Raw genomic sequence first — 16847 nt, forward strand, 5'->3', positions numbered from 1 at the left:
ATGCCGGGGACCTGCACGGGTCGCTCGCCGGCCAGAACACGCGTCGTTTCGGTCGCCCTGTTGCTCGCCGCGCTCGGCGCGCAGCAGGCGCACGCCGGTCTTTTCGACGACGAGGAGGCGAGACGCCAGGTCACCGATCTTTCGGCGAAGTCGAACGAACGCCTGGACACGGTCGCCAGAGGGCAGATGGAACTGGCCAATCAGATCCAGGCGTTGCGCGACGAAAATGCCCGCCTGCGCGGCCAGGTCGAGACGCTGAACTACGAGCTCGATGCGGCCAAGAAGCGGCAGCAGGACTTCTACGTCGACCTCGACGGTCGCCTGCGCAAACTTGAGACACCCGCGGCGGCGAGCACGGCAGCGGCAGCTGCCGGCACGACATCCAGACCGGCGGACGACATGAAGCCGGTAGCCAGCGAGACTCCCAGGAAGGTGGCCAGCGATCCGGCCGCCGAGACCCGCGAGTACGAAGCGGCGCTCAATCTGTTTCGGGCCAACAAGCTCAAGGAAGCGGCAACGGCGTTCGAAGCCTTCGCCAAGGCGCATCCGGACAGCACGCTGACACCCAACGCTTATTACTGGCTCGGCAACGCCCATTACGCCTTGCGTGATTGTCGCCGGTCGCTCGAGGCACAGCGCGTCGTCGGCAGCAAGTGGCCGACCCACAGCAAGGCGCCCGATGCGCTGCTCAACGTCGCCACCTGCCAACAGGAACTCGGCGACAGCAAGAATGCCAGGAGTACGCTGGAAGCCCTGCTGGCCAAGTACCCGGACAGCACGGCGGCGAGCGCCGCCAGGCAACGCCTGAAAAAATAGGCAGGTGGAATCCTCGGGAAAGACCCCGGCGCTGAAGATCAGCGAGATTTTCCTGTCCCTGCAAGGGGAGAGCTCGCGCGTCGGCTTGCCTACCGTTTTCGTCCGCCTGACCGGCTGCCCCCTGCGTTGTGTATGGTGCGACACGGCCTACGCCTTCTCGGGCGGGCAGACGATGTCGCTACCGGAAGTCCTCGCCGAGGTCGCCACTCACGACGTCGCCCGCGTCTGCGTGACCGGCGGCGAACCCCTCGCCCAGCCCGCTTGTCTGCCCCTGCTCGGCGCTCTGTGTGACGCCGGCCATGCCGTCTCTCTGGAAACTTCGGGCGCACTCGATATCGGCCAGGTCGACGCGCGCGTCGCGCGCGTCGTTGACGTCAAGCCACCCGGTTCCGGTGAGAGCGACCGGAATCGTTGGCAGAACCTCGCCCTGCTGACCGTCAACGACGAGATCAAGTTCGTTCTCAAGGACCGCTCTGACTACGAATGGGCACGGCAGCTGATCGTGGAACGTCAGCTCGCGGCCCTCTGTCCGCTGCTTTTTTCGCCCGTCGACGGCGAATTGGCAGCGGCAACCCTGGCCGACTGGCTGCTCGCCGACCGCCTGCCCGTACGCTTCCAGTTGCAGCTGCACAAGATTCTTTGGGGTAAGCTGCGCGCTAGGTAAACTTTCCCAGCGAGCGGCCATGACCAAGCAGCGACGTCACTTCTCCCGTATTGCCTTCGATTCACCGGCTCAGTTACTTCTTGCTGGGCAGCAGCTCGACGTACGCGTCCTCGACCTTTCCCTGCGCGGTGCGCTGGTGCACCTGCCGGCGCATGCCGAGCCTGGACTCGCAGCCAGCGCTGAACTGCGTGTCGTCCTCGACGACGCCGGCAGCGTGATCTGCATGCAGGCGTCCGTCGCACACCGTGAAGGCCGCCGAACCGGGCTCGCCTGCCAGGCCATCGATGTCGACAGCGTCACGCACCTGCGGCGCCTCGTCGAGCTGAACGCCGCTGACCCCGACCTGCTGCAGCGCGAGCTTTCGGCGCTGCTCAGCGCGTAGTCCGTCACCTTACCCTGGCGCCCCGCGCCGCACCCTCCCGACTTGACTTTGGCCAGCCGCACCCTATGCTTCATGGTGCGGCGCAGCATTTTGCGCGTCGCTTGTGCGGACGGCAAGCCGGGTAGATGGCGTCAGGCGACGACTCAAGAAAAAAAGGGAGAAAAAGATGTCACGGCAAGAAGTGAGCGCGCGCACTCGCTACGGCGTCCTGAGCATCGCGGCGCTGTGGGTGCTGGCATTTTCCGCTTCGCCAAGCGCTGCCCCGGCGCTGGAAGACGTGGCCGCCGGCGTCAAGGTCGATACCACCCAGATTTCCGTGTCGGGGATTTCCTCGGGTGGCTTCATGGCGCACCAGTTTCACGTCGCGCACTCGCAGCACATCATGGGCGCCGGCATCGTCGCCGGCGGACCCTACTACTGCGCTCGCGGCAGCATTCTCGACGCGCTCACTCGCTGCAGTCAGTTCGCAATGCTCGAATGCCTGGCCATCAAGCTGGACCCCAGACTCTGCGGCAAGACCGACCTGGCGCCAAAGGGCAGACGGGCGATCGAGGCGGCGGCACGCGCGTCCTTCGACGAGGCAAGGAAACAGGAAGCCGCCGGCAAGATCAGTCGACTCGTCAATCTTCGCGACGACAAGATCTATCTGTTCAGCGGCAGCTACGACGACATCGTGCCGCACGGGGTGATGGCCACCGTCTTCCGCTTCTATGCCGACCCCGACAAAGGCGCCGTGCGGCAAGGCAACATCGACTTCAACGGCACCTTCCCCGCCCGCCACACGATGGTCCGCGACGGTTTCGGCAAACCTGGCGGCAAGGTCGTCGGCGACTGTGCCGTGCCGCCGGCGCCACCGCCGGCGATGGAGACCAACGCCTACATCGACGACTGCGAAGCAGTGGCCAGGCAACAAGCGAAGAAGAACCTCTGCATTTGCCCCGCCGCGTCGGCAACCGACGGAGAAGTCGCAGTCGCCTGTCCGCCCCCCGACAAGCTGGCGGTATGCAAGGATCTGAAGGACGTCGATCTCGCCGGTGCGATCCTCGAACGGATTTACGGCGCGCAGGCGCTGGACAAGGGTCGCCTGCAGGTCCAGGAGAACGAGCTGCAGTCCTTCGATCAACGGCAGGTTTTCGGCAAGTTCTCGGACCTCCCCACTACCGCGTTGCAGAATGCCTCGATGGCCAGAGAAGGCTACATCTTCATTCCCGAGCCGTGCCGGGACGGCCGGCAGTGCAAGCTGCACATTGCCTTTCATGGTTGCAGGCAGGGCGGCAGCACCGACTATCGGCCAGGCCACGCTGGCAATCTGTTCGCCAAGTTTGCCGGCTACAACGAATGGGCCAAAGCCAACGAGATGATCGTCCTCTATCCGCAAATCCAGGCGCGCAGCCTGGGGCCGGTGAATCCGCGCGGCTGCTGGGACTGGTGGGGGCAGAATTACACGCATTCCGGCTACCACACCAGGGATGGCAAGCAGATAAAGGCCGTGGCGCAGATGATCAACCTCGTCGCCGGTGGGCAAGCGCTACTGGAGGTTGCGCCGGAGTAGGGCAGGGAAAGAGAAATGGAGCGCCACAAGGCAGAAACCGCGGAAGTGATTGCCGCCCACGGACGCCCCGCGCAGCGTCAAACACGGCCATGCACGACTACTCACAAGCACTCGCAGCTAGAAGCAAATCGACAGGAGGACAACGAAATGGCAGAACTTTCTCAACAACTCGGCGATTGGAGCAAGGCAGTCGCCAGCATGGACATGACCACGAGCAGCGAACAAATGCTCAACATGATTGCCGCTCTCAAGGTACCGGGAGTCAATATGGACGCTCTGGTCGCCAGCCAGCGCGACAACCTGGAAGCGCTGAACGCCGCCAACCAAGCGGCCCTGGAAGGCATGAAGGCGGTCGGCGAGTGGCAGGCGAAGCTGCTGCAGGAAACGATGCGCGAGTTGACCGCCGCGATCGGCAAGCTGTCGCAGTCCGGCTCGCCGCAACAGCTGCTGGCCGTCGAGAGCGACCTGGCGAAAAAAGCCTTCGCCACCGCAGTCGGGCAGATGCAGGAACTGACGCAAATCGTGATTCAGGCCAATCAACAGGCAAGCGCCGCGATTGCCAAGCGCATCCCGGAAAGCCTCGGTGAAATCAAGGACGTGCTGAAGCTGCCGGGAGCGTCGGGGGAGGCCTGATTGCGAGGCGCGGCACGAGCAAGTCACGGCGTGGATTCACCGCGCGCGGCCTGCGTCCTCCCGCCTGCGTCGGAGGTGTGGCGACACGCCCGGGCATCCCCGGACTTTCCGCAACTTCGGGGAGAAGGCCCGCGGGCAGGCCCGGAAAGCGGTATATTCTCGACCCCATGAATACGCCCCCTGACTCACCCGGCCAGAGTGCCGTCGTTCTGCTCTCCGGCGGACTCGACTCGGCGACGACGCTGGCCATCGCCCGGGCCGCGGGTTTCGCATGCCATTGCCTGTCGGTAGACTACGGTCAGCGTCATCGCGCCGAACTGCAAGCGGCGGCGGCGGTCTCCGCGGCGCTCGGCGCCGCCGAACATCGCATCGTCAGCCTGTCGCTGGACGTCTTCGGCGGTTCGGCGCTGACCGATGCGACGATCGCCGTCCCCGTCGGCGGCGTACAACCGGGCATTCCGGTCACCTACGTCCCGGCACGCAACACGATCATGCTCTCGCTGGCGCTGGCCTGGGCCGAGGTGCTCGGCAGCAACGACATTTTCGTCGGCGTCAATGCCGTCGATTACTCGGGCTATCCCGATTGCCGACCGGAATACATCGCCGCTTTCGAACACATGGCCAGGTTGGCGACCAAGGCTGCCGTCGAAGGCGCGGCGCTGCACATTCACGCTCCGCTGATCAATCTTGGCAAGGCGCAGATCATCCAGCGTGGCGCAGAGCTCGGCGTCGACTACGCGCTCACCGTTTCCTGCTACCAGGCGGACCCATCAGGGCGCGCCTGCGCTGTCTGCGACTCGTGCCGGCTGCGGCAAGCCGGCTTCGCCGCCGCCGCAGTCGCCGATCCGACGCGCTACGCCCGCTGATCGCTACCCGGCAGCGAGGCCTCGACGGCCCCACCAGGCGACGCCTTGTCGGCGGGAATAGAACGTGCAATCAAGACCTTGTCGACTCGATTGTGATCCATGTCAACCACCTCGAAGCGCAGCCCGGCAAACTCGAAATGGTCCGCGGTTTTTGGAATGTGGCCGAGCACGTACATGATGAAACCGCCGAGCGTGTGGAAGGCACCCTCTTCCTCACCGGGCAGGGCGACAGCGATCTGGAGCACACTGCGCAGTCGCTCAAGCGTGACGCCGCCGTCGACCAGCCAGGAGCCGTCCTCGCGGGCGACAATATCCTGCTCCTCGGGGGTGTCGAAGACCGGCAGGTCGCCGACGATCGAAGTCAGCACGTCGGTAAGCGTGACCAGGCCCTGCAGCTCGCCGTATTCGTCGACCAGCAGCGCACACTGCTGCTGCGCCCTGCGGAAAGTTTCGAGCAACTGCGTCGTGTTCACGCTCGCCGGAACGTACAGCGGCGGGCGTACGAACGCCTCGATGTTCAGCGTCTCACCGGAAAACGCGCCTTTGAGCAGGTCGCTGGTGCGCAAGACGCCGACGAGGTCGTCGAGGCCATCGCGGCAGACGACGACGCGTTTAAAGGGGCTGGCGGCGAGACGCTTACGGATTTCCGCTTCCTCATCGTTCAGATCGATCAGGTAGAGATCCTTGCGATGGGTCATGATTTCGCGAATGCGCTGCTGGTCAAGGCGCAGGACATTGGCAACAATCTCCTGTTCGCTGACATGGAAAACGCCTGCCCTGGCACCCTGACTCATCAGGATCTTGATTTCGTCGTCGGTGACCGAAGAGTCCGGCACCCGGCGCGCACCGAGCAGACGCAGCAGCAGGGTAGACGACGAGGCAAGCAGCCAGACCAGCGGGCGCGCCAACAGGGAGAGCAGATTCATCGGCGGCGCAATGAACGAGGCCACACGCTCCGGCGCCAGCAAACCAAGGCGCTTGGGAACCAGTTCGCCGACGACAACCGCGAAATAGGTCACCGCGCAGACAACCAGCGTCATTGAGATGGCCCTCGCGTAGGGCGCCAGCGCCGTTACACCCGCCAGCCACTCGCCGAGCGGAACCGCCAGCGTGGCGTCGCCAATGGCGCCGCTGAGAATGCCGACACTGGTAATGCCAACCTGCACGGTCGACAGGAAGATCGACGGCTCGTGCTGCAGCGCCAGTGCCGAACGGGCGCCCAGGTTGCCGTCGTCGGCGAGCTTCTGCAGGCGCGACTGGCGCGAAGAAACGAGCGCGATTTCCGACATCGCGAGAACGCCGTTGAGGAGGATCAGCAAAAAGAGGAGGGCGATGTCCATGAATGGGGGCAAGGTGGCTGACGGTCGGCGTGGTGCACGACAGACAAGTGGGCATTATATCGACCGCAAGGCCCGAAAAAGTGGCCGCACCATAACGCCAGCGAACGGAGATCACCATGTTGCGCCGCAGCAAAGGCGCCGCAATGTTGTTTTTTTGCAACACTGTTGCCGGGCCCTTGACGGCCATGACGAATGCCACGGCCGCTCAGCCCGGGCATCGCTCGAGCGCCCTTAGAGCAAGGCCTGCAGCCACCCGAGCGTTTTGCCCACTCGCCGGCCGCTATGCTTGCGGGCTTGCCCCTGGGGCGCCTTGACGCGGCGCGCCGGGCCACCCGGGTTGACCAGACCCTTGATAATCAATAGAGTCCGCCTCCAGTTGATCCGAAGCAAGCAAGTTTCAGCGCTCAGTTGAAACGACACACGGCACTTTCAGCGGCCCCGCTTGCTTCTCGCCCCCTCTGCTTGCGGCGCAACAATCCGCACAGAGACCCGGCCTCAGGGTACCAGTTTCCCCCAAGTTCGAGGCTTTATACCCATCTGTAATTGTCATCGTTGGCGCGTAACACAGCCACGCTGACAACAGTGAAGGAGAGAGCATGTCTGCCACAATCTCACTCAAGAGTACAAGGCCACGTCGTAGCGACGCCACCTTGAGTTTCATTCAATACGCCTTGGTCATCGTCGGGCTGATGCTCCTGGTGGGCACCGTCAAGCCGGCCTTCAGCGACAGTCGCAAGGATGACGGCGGCCAGCGGCAGGCGGCGGCAACGACGGAAACCGTCGCGCCGACCGCCAGTTTGCCAGCGACCGTATCGCCATCGTTGATGGCCGAAGAGGAAGCATCGATCACCACCGCCGAAGCGCAAGCAGTGCCAGCGGTGAAGGAGGCGGTCAAGAAGGAAACCTTCGCCGCTGCCCCCGCAGCGCTGCGCCCCTCCCTGCAGCGCGCGCTCGACTACGTGTCGGATCGCTACCGCGTTGCCCCCGAGGCGCTGGTTCCGATTTTCGAGACCGCGCAGAGCGTCGGCCGCGAGCGTAAACTCGATCCGCTATTGATCATCGCCATCATCGGCATCGAGTCGCGCTTCAACCCCTTTGCCGAAAGCCCGGTCGGCGCACAGGGCCTGATGCAGGTGATGCCTGACATCCATAAGGACAAACTGCCGGAAGACGCCGGCGAGCAGCCGTTTCTTGACCCGGTGACCAATATTCAGGTTGGCGTGCATGTCCTCGAGGAGGCGATCCGCTGGCGCGGCAGCCTGACCGGCGGGCTGCAGCACTACGGTGGCTCGCCCACGGACCCGGCAACCGGCTACGCGAAAAAAGTCTTTGCCGAGAAGCAGCGTCTCGAAAAGGCAGCCAAGCGCGGCGGCAACTCACGCGCCTGAGCGGGCTCCCCGTCGCCAGATCACGATGGCGGCGGCTTTGCTGGAGGCAAACCTGCTCCGTGGCCTGCTCCGGAAAGATCGCCTCCCGCCATGCGCCGGATCGCCTGTCTGGCCTCGGCGGAGAGCAGCAGTTCGGCATCCGCCAGCGGCGTCATCAGTCGATGATCGAAGTGCAGCAGGCCGCCCTCGTCTTCACACAGGAATTCGGCTTCGATCAGCGTGCCAATGAAGCCCGAGAAAGCGAGCTTTTCGGCGAACTCAGGCGAATTGAATTCGTAAAGCAGCGCCAGCCGCCGCCCCAGATGATGGCAGCTGTCCTCGAGAGCCTGGCGAGTCAGCTGTCCACTTCCGTGTTGCTCGAGCAAGGCCAGCGTAAGGAAGTATCGTTCCAGGAGCGGTCGAATGCTTTCGCCGAGCAAGTGCAGTTCGGCAAACTCCTGACTGATCGGCTCCGGCGCCGCCAGGCTGCCCGAGGGATCGCTGCGCAGCAAAAGGCCGCGACCGACCAGCACCTCGATCACGGCATCGCTGGCGACAGCCAGTTCAGCTTCCGGCCAGCGCAGGAACAACTCGGCGCGCAGCAAGACGTAGATGCCACGCACCGCCTGCGCCATACGCGCACTGGCGAGTCGACGATTGTGACTGAGCAGACAGGCGATCACCGCCGGCAGGGCAAACAGGTGCAGGACATTGTTGCGAAAGTAGGCCAGCAACGGCGCCTGCTTTTCGGTGACGCGAATCAGCTCCCCCAGGGGATCGGAAAAACGCTCGACGAAGCCCAGGCGCTGGGCGTAGGCGACAATCTGCTGCGCGTCGAGTGTGCAGGCGATACTCGCCGACGCGTATGGCGCTTCGGCGAACAAGGCCTGGTAGTGCTCGATCAGCCGGTGCAGCGAAGACTCGTCGGCGGTGTGCCTTGGCGTCGCCAGCAGCGCCAGGGCGATCAGGTTGACCGGATTGAGAACGCTCGCCTCATTGATCCGCTTGGCGATTTCGCCAGCCACGCGGCGGACAAGCGCACGCGACCACGGGGCAGGACAATCGTCAGAGCCCGCGCGCCAGCCGGGGTGCTGCGCGTCGAGAAAGGCGGCCAGAGGCAGCGGCTCGGCGACACAGACATGGACCCGGCCAAATACCCGTTTGATACTGCGAATGGTCCTCAGAATGCCCCACAGCGACTCGCGCCGCTTGGCTTTTCCGGCCAGCTCGGCAAGGTAGCTGCGCCCTTCGAGCAGCTTCTCGTAGCCGATATACACCGGCACGAAGACCAGCGGCCGGCTGTGCTCGCGAATGAAGCTGTGCACGGTCATCCCGAGGATGCCGGCCTTGGGCGTCAGCATCCTGCCGCTACGACTGCGCCCGCCCTCGATGAAATACTCCAGCGGAAAGCCGCGCGCCAGGACAAGGTGCAGGTACTCGTCGAAAACGGCCGTATAGAGCGGCTCGCCCCTGAAGCTGCGGCGCAGGAAAAAAGCACCGCAGCGGCGTAGCAGGGCGCCGACGATGGGCATGTTGAGGTTGGCACCGGCGGCGATATGCGGCGGAGTCAACCCCTTGCGGCGAATCAGGTAAGAGAGCAGCAGGTAATCGACATGGCTGCGGTGGCAGGGAACGTAAACAATTTCATGGCCTGGCGCGACACGGGTCAGGGCTTCGAAATTATGCGTCTCGATGCCGTCGTAGATCCGTTTCCACAGCCAGGTCAGGAACAGCTCCAGGGCCCGAACGGCGCCGTGCGAATAGTCGGAAGCAATCTCGCGGGCGAAGCCGGCGGCCCGCGCTCTTGCCTGGTCGGGCGTAATGCCGTGCGTCGCGACTTCGCTGGCCATCGCCGCGCGCACTCGCTCGCCGGCGAGCACCGCGCCCACCTGCGTGTGGCGGTGCGACAGATCGGGCCCGATCGCCATCTGCCGCTGGCGACGAAAATGGACCCGCAAAACCCGCGACAACTTGCGTTGCGCCTGCTCCTGGTCGAGCCCCCCGTGCAGTAGATCACGCAGCGAGATTGGCGAGTTGTAGCGCACCAGGACCTGGCGGCCGTGCAACACGATCGCCAGCAGCTGTCGCCAGGCGCCTGGCGGGCGCCAGGTTTCCGAGAACAGCGCCTTGACGATCGAGTCCTGCTTGCCGGGAGATCGCCCCCAGAGAATAACCACCGGCAGCAATTGCACATCGAGTTCCGGGTCGGCAATGGTCGCGCCGATCAGATGCGCCAGCAACGGCGAATGATCATTCTGATCGCGCGCCCGGCCAGTCAGGCTGCGGTCACGATTGACGAAGAAGAACGAGCGCGTCGGATGCTGGCCGCCGATGGCCAGCGGTGCCTCGGCGCGCGGCAAGCCGGCGCGCCGCGATTCCTCGAGAAGCACCAGGAGGTTCGACAAGTGGCGGTCCTGGAGGACATAACAGACCGGCTTGCCCGGAGCGAGGCACAAGTCCTGCATCTTCTCCGGGAAAACCGAGCTGCGTACCCAGAGGTACAAGAGCCGGCGGGCCAGCGGGAGAAACCAGTCGGCGAGCTTGCGCGCGCCAATCACGACGACCTGGATCCCGGTCGCTGCTCGCTGGCCCCTATTCCTCGTCGACCACCTGATGCTCGGAGACAAGCTGCTGTTGCGTCGCCGGCGGCACCTGCGCGTAATGCGAGAAGGCGATGCTGAACGAGCCCTGTCCCGCGGTCAGCGATTTCAGGCGTGACTGATAACCGTCCAGTTCGGCGAGCGGCACCTCGCCGGTGATCGCCATCACTCCCGGCCCGCGCGGCTGCGTGCCGGTGAGGTGGCCGCGCTTGCTGGAAAGATCGCCTGTGAGGTCGCCGGTCATCGCTTCGGGAGCGAGAATCTCGATTTCGACCACCGGTTCGAGAATGATTGGCTTGGCCGCTCGAATCGCTTCGATCGTCGCTTTGCGGCCGGCGGTCTGGAAAGCGATGTCCTTGCCGTCGACCGGGTGCGACTTGCCGTCGTGTACGGTGACCCGCAAGTCCTGCACTTCGAAACCGGCGACAACGCCATCGGCCAGGGCCTGACGGACACCCTTCTCGACCGAGGCCATGAACACGCCCGGGATGACGCCGCCCTTGACGATATCGACGAACTCGAAACCGGCACCACGCGCGAGCGGTTCGACGCGCAGCGCCACTTCACCAAACTGACCGGCGCCGCCGCTCTGCTTCTTGTGCCGGCAGTGCCCTTCGGCCGAGGTGGTGATCGCTTCACGATAGGCAATCTGCGGCGGCGTAGTATCGAGTTCGAGTTTGTACTGCTGCGCCAGCCGGGTGAGCTTGGCGCGCAGGTGCATTTCGCCGATGCCGCGAATGACCGTTTCATTGGTCGTCGGATGGCGTTCGATCCGGAAACACGGGTCTTCGACCTCGAGCTTGCGCAGAATCTCGAACAGGCGCTGCTCGTCGGCCTTGCGTTTGGCATGCACGGCCAGGCCCTGCATGGGCTGCGGGAACTCGAGCGGCTTGAGGTGGATGTGGTCTTCGTCGTGCGAATCGTGCAGCACGCAGTCGAATTCTATTTCGTCGACCTTGGCCACCGCACCGAGATCGCCAGGGACCAGTGACTCGGCTTCGAGGTATTCCTTGCCCTGCAGGCGGTAGATGTGACCGACCTTGAACGGGCGCTTGCCGTCGCCGACAAAGAGCTGCGAGTCCTTGCGAATGGTGCCCTGATGAACGCGGAAAATGCCAACCTTGCCAATGAAGGGATCACTGACGATCTTGAAGACGTGCGCGAGAACGTGCTTTTCCGGGTCTGGGTCCGCCCGGAATGCTTCCGTCGCTCCGCCCGGCTCGCCACGATAGAACGGCGGCGGGTTGCCCTCGGCCGGACTGGGTGCCAGCTGGGCAAGCGCGTCGAGTAGTTGCCGGATGCCAGCGCCGGTTCTTGCCGAAACGAACAGGATCGGAATCAGATGGCCTGAACGCAGTGCTTTCTCGAACGGCAGGTGCAGTTCCTCCGGGCTGGGATCGAGACCCTCGTCAAGATAGCGGGCGAGCAGATCCTCGTCTTCCTCGACGATCTGATCGATCAAGGCGCGGTGCGCCGCGGCCACCGATTCGAAATCGCTCTCGCCGCTGTCGTGACCAAGCAACTCGACGACCTCTGCGCCGTGCTTGACCGGCAAGTCAAGCAACATGCACTCGCGCCCGAAGCGCTCGCGAATCTCGCCGACCAGCGCCGGCAGGTTGACGTTGTCGGCGTCGATCTTGTTGATGACGATCATCCGGCAAACGCCGCGAGCGGCGGCCAGCTGCATCATCTTTTCAGTCGAGAGTTCGATACCATTCTGCGCGTTGATGACCACCAGTGCGGTATCGACCGCGGCCAGAGCGCTGATCGCCTGCCCCGCGAAGTCCGGAAAACCTGGCGTATCGATCAGATGCACATACACGTCCTGCCACGAAAACCCCACCAGGGTCGCGTTCAGCGAGTGGCCGAATTCCTTTTCCTGCGCATCAAAGTCGCAAACGGTGTTACCTCTTTCGACGGCACCGCGGCTGCTGATAGCGCCGGCGGCAGCGAGCAGGCTTTCGGCTAGCGTCGTCTTGCCAGCAGCACCGTGGCCGACAAGAGCGACAGCGCGCAGCATACTGGTGGTGGTTTGGCCCATTCATCATCTCCCATTCAAGTCGAACGCACGCCGCAGCTTCCCCTCTAGCCACATGGCATGTCAGGCCGCGCGTGCTGACATCATTTTACTCCCGCCGCGAGCGTCGCGCGCGCTGCTCGCGACCGGCTTCGGGAATGCCATCGACAGAGGGTCGGCCACGCTCCGGCAGGCGGACAGACATCGGCAGCGGCAGCCACGCCAGCCGAGAGATCTTGGCCGGAAAAACAACTCGCCAGAACATCCGTTTTGTGTAAACCGCGTCAGTCAGCTAAAGTGACGCGCTTTATTTTTGATGAACACCGCGTCAGGAGTCCCAAATGGAAAACGATCTGCGCCAGGCCGATCTTCGTGAGGCTGCCCTCGAGTATCACCGCGAGCCGACTCCGGGCAAGATAGCTGTCCAGCCGACCAAAGGACTGAACAACCAGCTCGACCTGGCGCTGGCCTATTCTCCGGGCGTCGCCTTCGCTTGCCACGCCATCGTCGATGATCCCGGCTCGGCCAGCCTGTATACCTCGCGCGCCAACCTGGTCGGGGTGATCACCAACGGTACGGCGGTACTTGGCCTGGGCAACATCGGTCCGCTGGCAGCGAAGCCGGTGATGGAGGGTAAAGGCTGCCTGTTCAAGAAATTCGCCGGAATCGATGTCTTCGATATCGAACTGGCCGAAAGGGACCCCGACCGGCTGATCGACATGATCGCCGCGATGGAACCGACATTGGGTGGCATCAACCTGGAAGACATCAAGGCTCCGGAATGCTTCTATATCGAAGCCAAGCTCAAGGAGCGGATGTCGATTCCTGTCTTTCACGACGATCAGCACGGTACGGCGATCATTTCGTCGGCAGCGATCCTGAATGCGCTCAAGGTAACGGGCAAGAAAATCGCCGAAGTCAGCGTCGTTTGCTCCGGAGCCGGGGCGGCGGCGATTTCCTGCCTGAACCTGTGGTGCGATCTCGGCGTACGTCGCGAGAACATTCTCGTCTGCGACTCGAAAGGCGTGATCTACGCCGGCCGCGACGCCGACATGGAGCCGAACAAGGCGCGCTATGCGCGCGACACTGAGTGCCGCACCCTCGGTGAAGCACTCGAGGGGGCCGACGTCTTCCTCGGACTCTCCGCGGCAGGGATCCTCGAACCCGAGATGCTCGCCAACATGGCCAAGGATCCGATCGTTTTTGCGCTCGCCAATCCGAACCCGGAGATCATGCCCGAACTGGCCAGAGAAGTTCGCCCCGACGTGATCATCGCCACCGGTCGCTCGGACTATCCGAACCAGGTCAACAATGTTCTCTGTTTCCCCTTCATTTTCCGTGGCGCGCTCGACGTCGGTGCGACGGGCATCAACGAGCAGATGAAAATGGCCTGCGTCAAAGCCCTGGCGGCGATGGCGCAGGAGGAGGTGAGCGACGAAGTGGCCATGGCCTACCCCGGCCAGGAGTTGGTCTTTGGCCGCGACTATCTGATCCCCAAGCCTTTCGATCCAGGCTTGATCACCATCATCGCCCCGGCGGTTGCCCTGGCGGCGATGAATTCGGGAGTGGCCACCCGACCGATCGCCGATATGGAAGCTTACCGGGAGAAGCTGCGCGAGTTCGTCTACCAAAGCGGCGTCGGCATGCGCGCGGTGTTCTCGGCCGCCAAGCGCAGCAGCGAAAAGCGCATCGTCTATTGCGACGGGGAGGACGAGCGGATGCTGCGCGCCGCACAGACGATCATCAATGAGGGTCTGACGCGGCCGATCCTGATCGGTCGCCCGGAGGTCATTGCGACTCGCCTGAAGAGGATCTCGTCGAAGTTGCGCCCGGGTACCGATTTCGAGGTGGTCGACCCGGCCAGCGACGAGCGCTACAAGGAGTGCTGGACTGCCTATCACCAGTTGCGCAAGCGCCACGGAGTGACCGTCGACATCGCCAAGACGCGCTTGCGCACCAACAACACCATCATCGGGGCCATGCTGCTCAGCCTCGGCTACGCTGACGGCATGCTCTGCGGCCTCTCCGGCCGCTTCGCGCATCACCTGCGGCAAATCGACGAGGTCATCGGCAAGGAGCCCGGGCGCACGACAATGGCCGCGATGACGCATGTCCTGCTGCCCGGCCGCGCCCTTTTCCTCTGCGATACGCACGTCAACGAGGATCCCGACGCCGAGCAGCTGGCCGAGATAACGCTGATGGCGGCCGAGGCGGTCAGTCGCTTTGCGATCCGCCCAAAAATAGCCATGCTCTCGCACTCGAACTTCGGATCTTCGCTCACCGCTGGCGCCCGCAAGGTCGCCAGGGCAGTGGAAATCGTCCGCGCCAAGGCGCCGGACCTGGAAATCGACGGCGAGATGCACGGTGAAAGCGCCCTCTCACAAAGCATCCGTGAGCGCTCGGACCCCCAGTCGCCGCTGACCGGTGAGGCAAATCTGCTGGTGATGCCCAACCTGGACGCCGCCAACATCTCGTACAACCTGCTCAAGATGACCGGTGGCGACGGCATGTCGGTGGGCCCGATCCTGCTCGGCGCGGCGCGCCCGGTGCATGTGCTGGCGGCGACGTCGACGGTCCGTCGAGTGGTGGACATGAGCGCTCTGATCGTCGTCGAGGCGGCGAGCGAGTAAGCGCTGCACAGCGGCCGGCGAGGCGCACCGCCGAGCGTCGCCCATTGCGCGCGCCGGCTGCATGGCACCGCGCGCCTTCGGCGCACCGGCTGCTTTGGCCAGGAACAGCACGCTCCGCAAGCGGCCCCGGGAGCGGGATTCTTGCCGTAAACCCGCCGCTTTACAAACACGCCGAGTCAATGCATCATCGGGAGGGCTAATAACTCGGCATAGCCGGGACCTGATGGTTCACAACGCATTGCAGGGCCCTATCGCGAACAATGGCAGCCAATCCGCAACACTCCCCACTCAGTGGTCTCGCCCGTGCGCTGGTGCAAGCTGGTCGGCTCAAGGAAGTCGAGGCGGAGTCCTTGCTCGCGCAGGCGGCGGCCAACCGGACCTCGCTGATTGAACAGATGGTCAGCGCCAACAAGGCGACCTTCATTGACCTGGCCCGTTTTGCCGCCGAGAAGTTCGGCTACCCCCTGCTCGACCTGTCCGCTTTCGACGACGCGCAAATCCAGAAAAGCGCAATTGACCGCAAGCTGATCGCCAGCCATCGCGTCGTGCCCCTGCACAAGCGTGGCAACCGCCTGGCAATCGCCATCGCCGATCCGACCAATCTGCGCGCGCTTGATGAAATTCGCTTCCAGACGGGTTTGGCAGTGGACCCGGTAATCGTCGAGGAAAACAAGCTCGGCCCCCTGGTCGCCAAGCTCTCCGAAACCGTCGAGGAGAGTTTGAAGAGCTTCACCAGCGAGGACATCAACCTCGAGTTCACCGACGAGCAGACGCAGGAAAGGGCCGACGAGGCCGCGTCAACGCTTGAGGTTGACGACGCACCGGTCGTCAGGTTCATTCAGAAAATGATGCTGGACGCGATCAACGACGGCGCCTCCGACATCCATTTCGAACCGTATGAGAAGAACTATCGCATCCGTTTTCGAACCGACGGCATCTTGCGTGAAGTGGCGGCGCCGCCGCTGGTCATCAAGGACAAAATCGCCTCGCGGATCAAGGTCATTTCGCGCCTGAACATTGCCGAGAAGCGCGTCCCCCAGGACGGTCGGATGCGACTCGTGCTGTCCAAGAGTCGATCCATCGACTTCCGGGTCAGCACTCTGCCAACCATGTACGGGGAAAAGATCGTCTTGCGGATTCTCGACCCGGCCAGCGCCAGCCTCGGAATCGATGCGCTGGGATACGAACCCGAGCAGAAGGCGCTGTTGCTCGATGCCATCCACCGTCCCTACGGAATGATCCTGGTCACTGGACCAACCGGTTCGGGAAAAACGGTTTCGCTCTATACCTGCCTCAACATTCTGAACAAAGCCGGGGTCAACATCGCCACCGCCGAAGACCCGGCCGAAATACCCCTGCCAGGGATCAACCAGGTCAACGTCGATGACAAAGCCGGGCTCACTTTCCCGGTGGCGCTCAAGGCCTTTCTTCGGCAAGACCCGGACATCATCATGGTCGGCGAGATCCGCGACATCGAAACCGCGGAAATCGCGATCAAGGCGGCGCAAACCGGGCACATCGTCTTGTCGACGCTGCATACCAATGATGCGCCGGGAACGCTGACCCGCCTGATGAACATGGGCATCCCGACCTTCAATCTGGCCTCGAGCATTCTGCTGATCACCGCGCAACGCCTGGTACGTCGGCTGTGCACCTGCAAGAAGCAACTCGACACACCGGTCGAGACCTTGCTCAACGCCGGCTTCCTGGAAAGTGATCTGGATGGAACGTGGACGCTCTACGGTCCGGGCGAGTGCGAACGCTGCAAGAGCAGTGGCTACAAGGGACGTGTTGGTCTCTACGAGGTGATGCCCGTGACCGAGGCGATTCAGCGCATTGTCATGGCCAACGGCACGGAGCATGACGTCGCCGCCCAGGCCAGGCTGGAGGGGGTCAATGATCTACGCCGCTCCGGCCTGCTGAAGGTCAAGCAAGGGCTCACCTCTCTTGACGAGATTCTCGGCAGCACCAACGCTTGAA

The 16847-nt window shown here is 63.6% G+C and carries 12 protein-coding genes; 9 read left to right on the forward strand and 3 right to left on the reverse strand.

The genetic code is table 11. The annotated features are described in order from the left end of the window. The 6 genes from ybgF to queC all read left to right on the forward strand — a co-directional run bounded on the left by ybgF (position 1) and on the right by queC (position 4913). Positions 1–816 carry a tol-pal system protein YbgF gene (gene ybgF, locus QZ634_RS14185; RefSeq protein ID WP_291989401.1) on the forward strand — a complete coding sequence of 272 codons (816 nt, stop codon included), beginning with the start codon at positions 1–3 and terminating at the stop codon, positions 814–816. A gap of 4 nt (positions 817–820) precedes the next feature. Further along, positions 821–1480 carry a 7-carboxy-7-deazaguanine synthase QueE gene (queE, locus tag QZ634_RS14190; RefSeq protein ID WP_291989403.1) on the forward strand — a complete coding sequence of 220 codons (660 nt, stop codon included), beginning with the start codon at positions 821–823 and terminating at the stop codon, positions 1478–1480. A 19-nt stretch (positions 1481–1499) separates the two neighbouring features. Next, complete coding sequence (locus QZ634_RS14195; RefSeq protein ID WP_291989406.1) at positions 1500–1862, forward strand: PilZ domain-containing protein; 363 nt, start codon at positions 1500–1502, stop codon at positions 1860–1862. A gap of 166 nt (positions 1863–2028) precedes the next feature. Further along, positions 2029–3414, forward strand: coding sequence for a hypothetical protein (locus QZ634_RS14200; protein WP_291989408.1), 1386 nt, complete (start codon positions 2029–2031; stop codon positions 3412–3414). 147 nt (positions 3415–3561) lie between these two features. After that, positions 3562–4047: a TIGR01841 family phasin gene (phaP, locus tag QZ634_RS14205; protein ID WP_291989410.1), complete on the forward strand. Its 486-nt coding sequence runs from the start codon at positions 3562–3564 to the stop codon at positions 4045–4047. 167 nt (positions 4048–4214) lie between these two features. Then, complete coding sequence (queC, locus tag QZ634_RS14210; RefSeq protein ID WP_291989412.1) at positions 4215–4913, forward strand: 7-cyano-7-deazaguanine synthase QueC; 699 nt, start codon at positions 4215–4217, stop codon at positions 4911–4913. Here queC and QZ634_RS14215 read toward each other — a convergent pair. Continuing rightward, a complete protein-coding gene (locus QZ634_RS14215) occupies positions 4901–6253 on the reverse strand; it encodes a hemolysin family protein (protein WP_291989415.1) in 1353 nt (450 codons plus the stop codon). The genes queC and QZ634_RS14215 overlap by 13 nt on opposite strands. A gap of 596 nt (positions 6254–6849) precedes the next feature. Between QZ634_RS14215 and QZ634_RS14220 the strand changes: the two genes are divergently transcribed. Next, positions 6850–7641 (forward strand): lytic transglycosylase domain-containing protein, encoded by a 792-nt coding sequence (locus QZ634_RS14220; RefSeq protein WP_291989417.1) that lies wholly within the window; start codon positions 6850–6852, stop codon positions 7639–7641. Between the two features lie 20 nt (positions 7642–7661). Here QZ634_RS14220 and plsB read toward each other — a convergent pair whose 3' ends face one another. Further along, a complete protein-coding gene (gene plsB / locus QZ634_RS14225) occupies positions 7662–10178 on the reverse strand; it encodes a glycerol-3-phosphate 1-O-acyltransferase PlsB (protein WP_291989419.1) in 2517 nt (838 codons plus the stop codon). A 34-nt stretch (positions 10179–10212) separates the two neighbouring features. Continuing rightward, positions 10213–12261 (reverse strand): elongation factor G, encoded by a 2049-nt coding sequence (gene fusA, locus QZ634_RS14230; RefSeq protein WP_291989421.1) that lies wholly within the window; start codon positions 12259–12261, stop codon positions 10213–10215. 317 nt (positions 12262–12578) lie between these two features. Between fusA and QZ634_RS14235 the strand changes: the two genes are divergently transcribed. Together QZ634_RS14235 and pilB are read left to right on the forward strand one after the other, a co-directional pair. Next, positions 12579–14867, forward strand: coding sequence for an NADP-dependent malic enzyme (locus QZ634_RS14235; RefSeq protein ID WP_291989423.1), 2289 nt, complete (start codon positions 12579–12581; stop codon positions 14865–14867). A gap of 260 nt (positions 14868–15127) precedes the next feature. After that, positions 15128–16846, forward strand: coding sequence for a type IV-A pilus assembly ATPase PilB (gene pilB / locus QZ634_RS14240; RefSeq protein ID WP_291989425.1), 1719 nt, complete (start codon positions 15128–15130; stop codon positions 16844–16846). The last annotated feature ends 1 nt before the right edge of the window (position 16847 follow it).

This window comes from Candidatus Accumulibacter sp. ACC007 (genome assembly GCF_907163205.1).
Lineage (GTDB): Bacteria > Pseudomonadota > Gammaproteobacteria > Burkholderiales > Rhodocyclaceae > Accumulibacter > Accumulibacter regalis.

Excerpts from the sequence above, each read along its gene's own strand:
- ybgF (WP_291989401.1), top strand. The coding sequence starts at position 1 with ATGCCGGGGACCTGCACGGGTCGCTCGCCGGCCAGAACACGCGTCGTT.
- QZ634_RS14195 (WP_291989406.1), top strand. The coding sequence starts at position 1,500 with ATGACCAAGCAGCGACGTCACTTCTCCCGTATTGCCTTCGATTCACCG.
- QZ634_RS14200 (WP_291989408.1), top strand. The coding sequence starts at position 2,029 with ATGTCACGGCAAGAAGTGAGCGCGCGCACTCGCTACGGCGTCCTGAGC.
- phaP (WP_291989410.1), top strand. The coding sequence starts at position 3,562 with ATGGCAGAACTTTCTCAACAACTCGGCGATTGGAGCAAGGCAGTCGCC.
- queC (WP_291989412.1), top strand. The coding sequence starts at position 4,215 with ATGAATACGCCCCCTGACTCACCCGGCCAGAGTGCCGTCGTTCTGCTC.
- QZ634_RS14215 (WP_291989415.1), bottom strand. The coding sequence starts at position 6,253 with ATGGACATCGCCCTCCTCTTTTTGCTGATCCTCCTCAACGGCGTTCTC.
- QZ634_RS14220 (WP_291989417.1), top strand. The coding sequence starts at position 6,850 with ATGTCTGCCACAATCTCACTCAAGAGTACAAGGCCACGTCGTAGCGAC.
- fusA (WP_291989421.1), bottom strand. The coding sequence starts at position 12,261 with ATGGGCCAAACCACCACCAGTATGCTGCGCGCTGTCGCTCTTGTCGGC.
- QZ634_RS14235 (WP_291989423.1), top strand. The coding sequence starts at position 12,579 with ATGGAAAACGATCTGCGCCAGGCCGATCTTCGTGAGGCTGCCCTCGAG.
- pilB (WP_291989425.1), top strand. The coding sequence starts at position 15,128 with ATGGCAGCCAATCCGCAACACTCCCCACTCAGTGGTCTCGCCCGTGCG.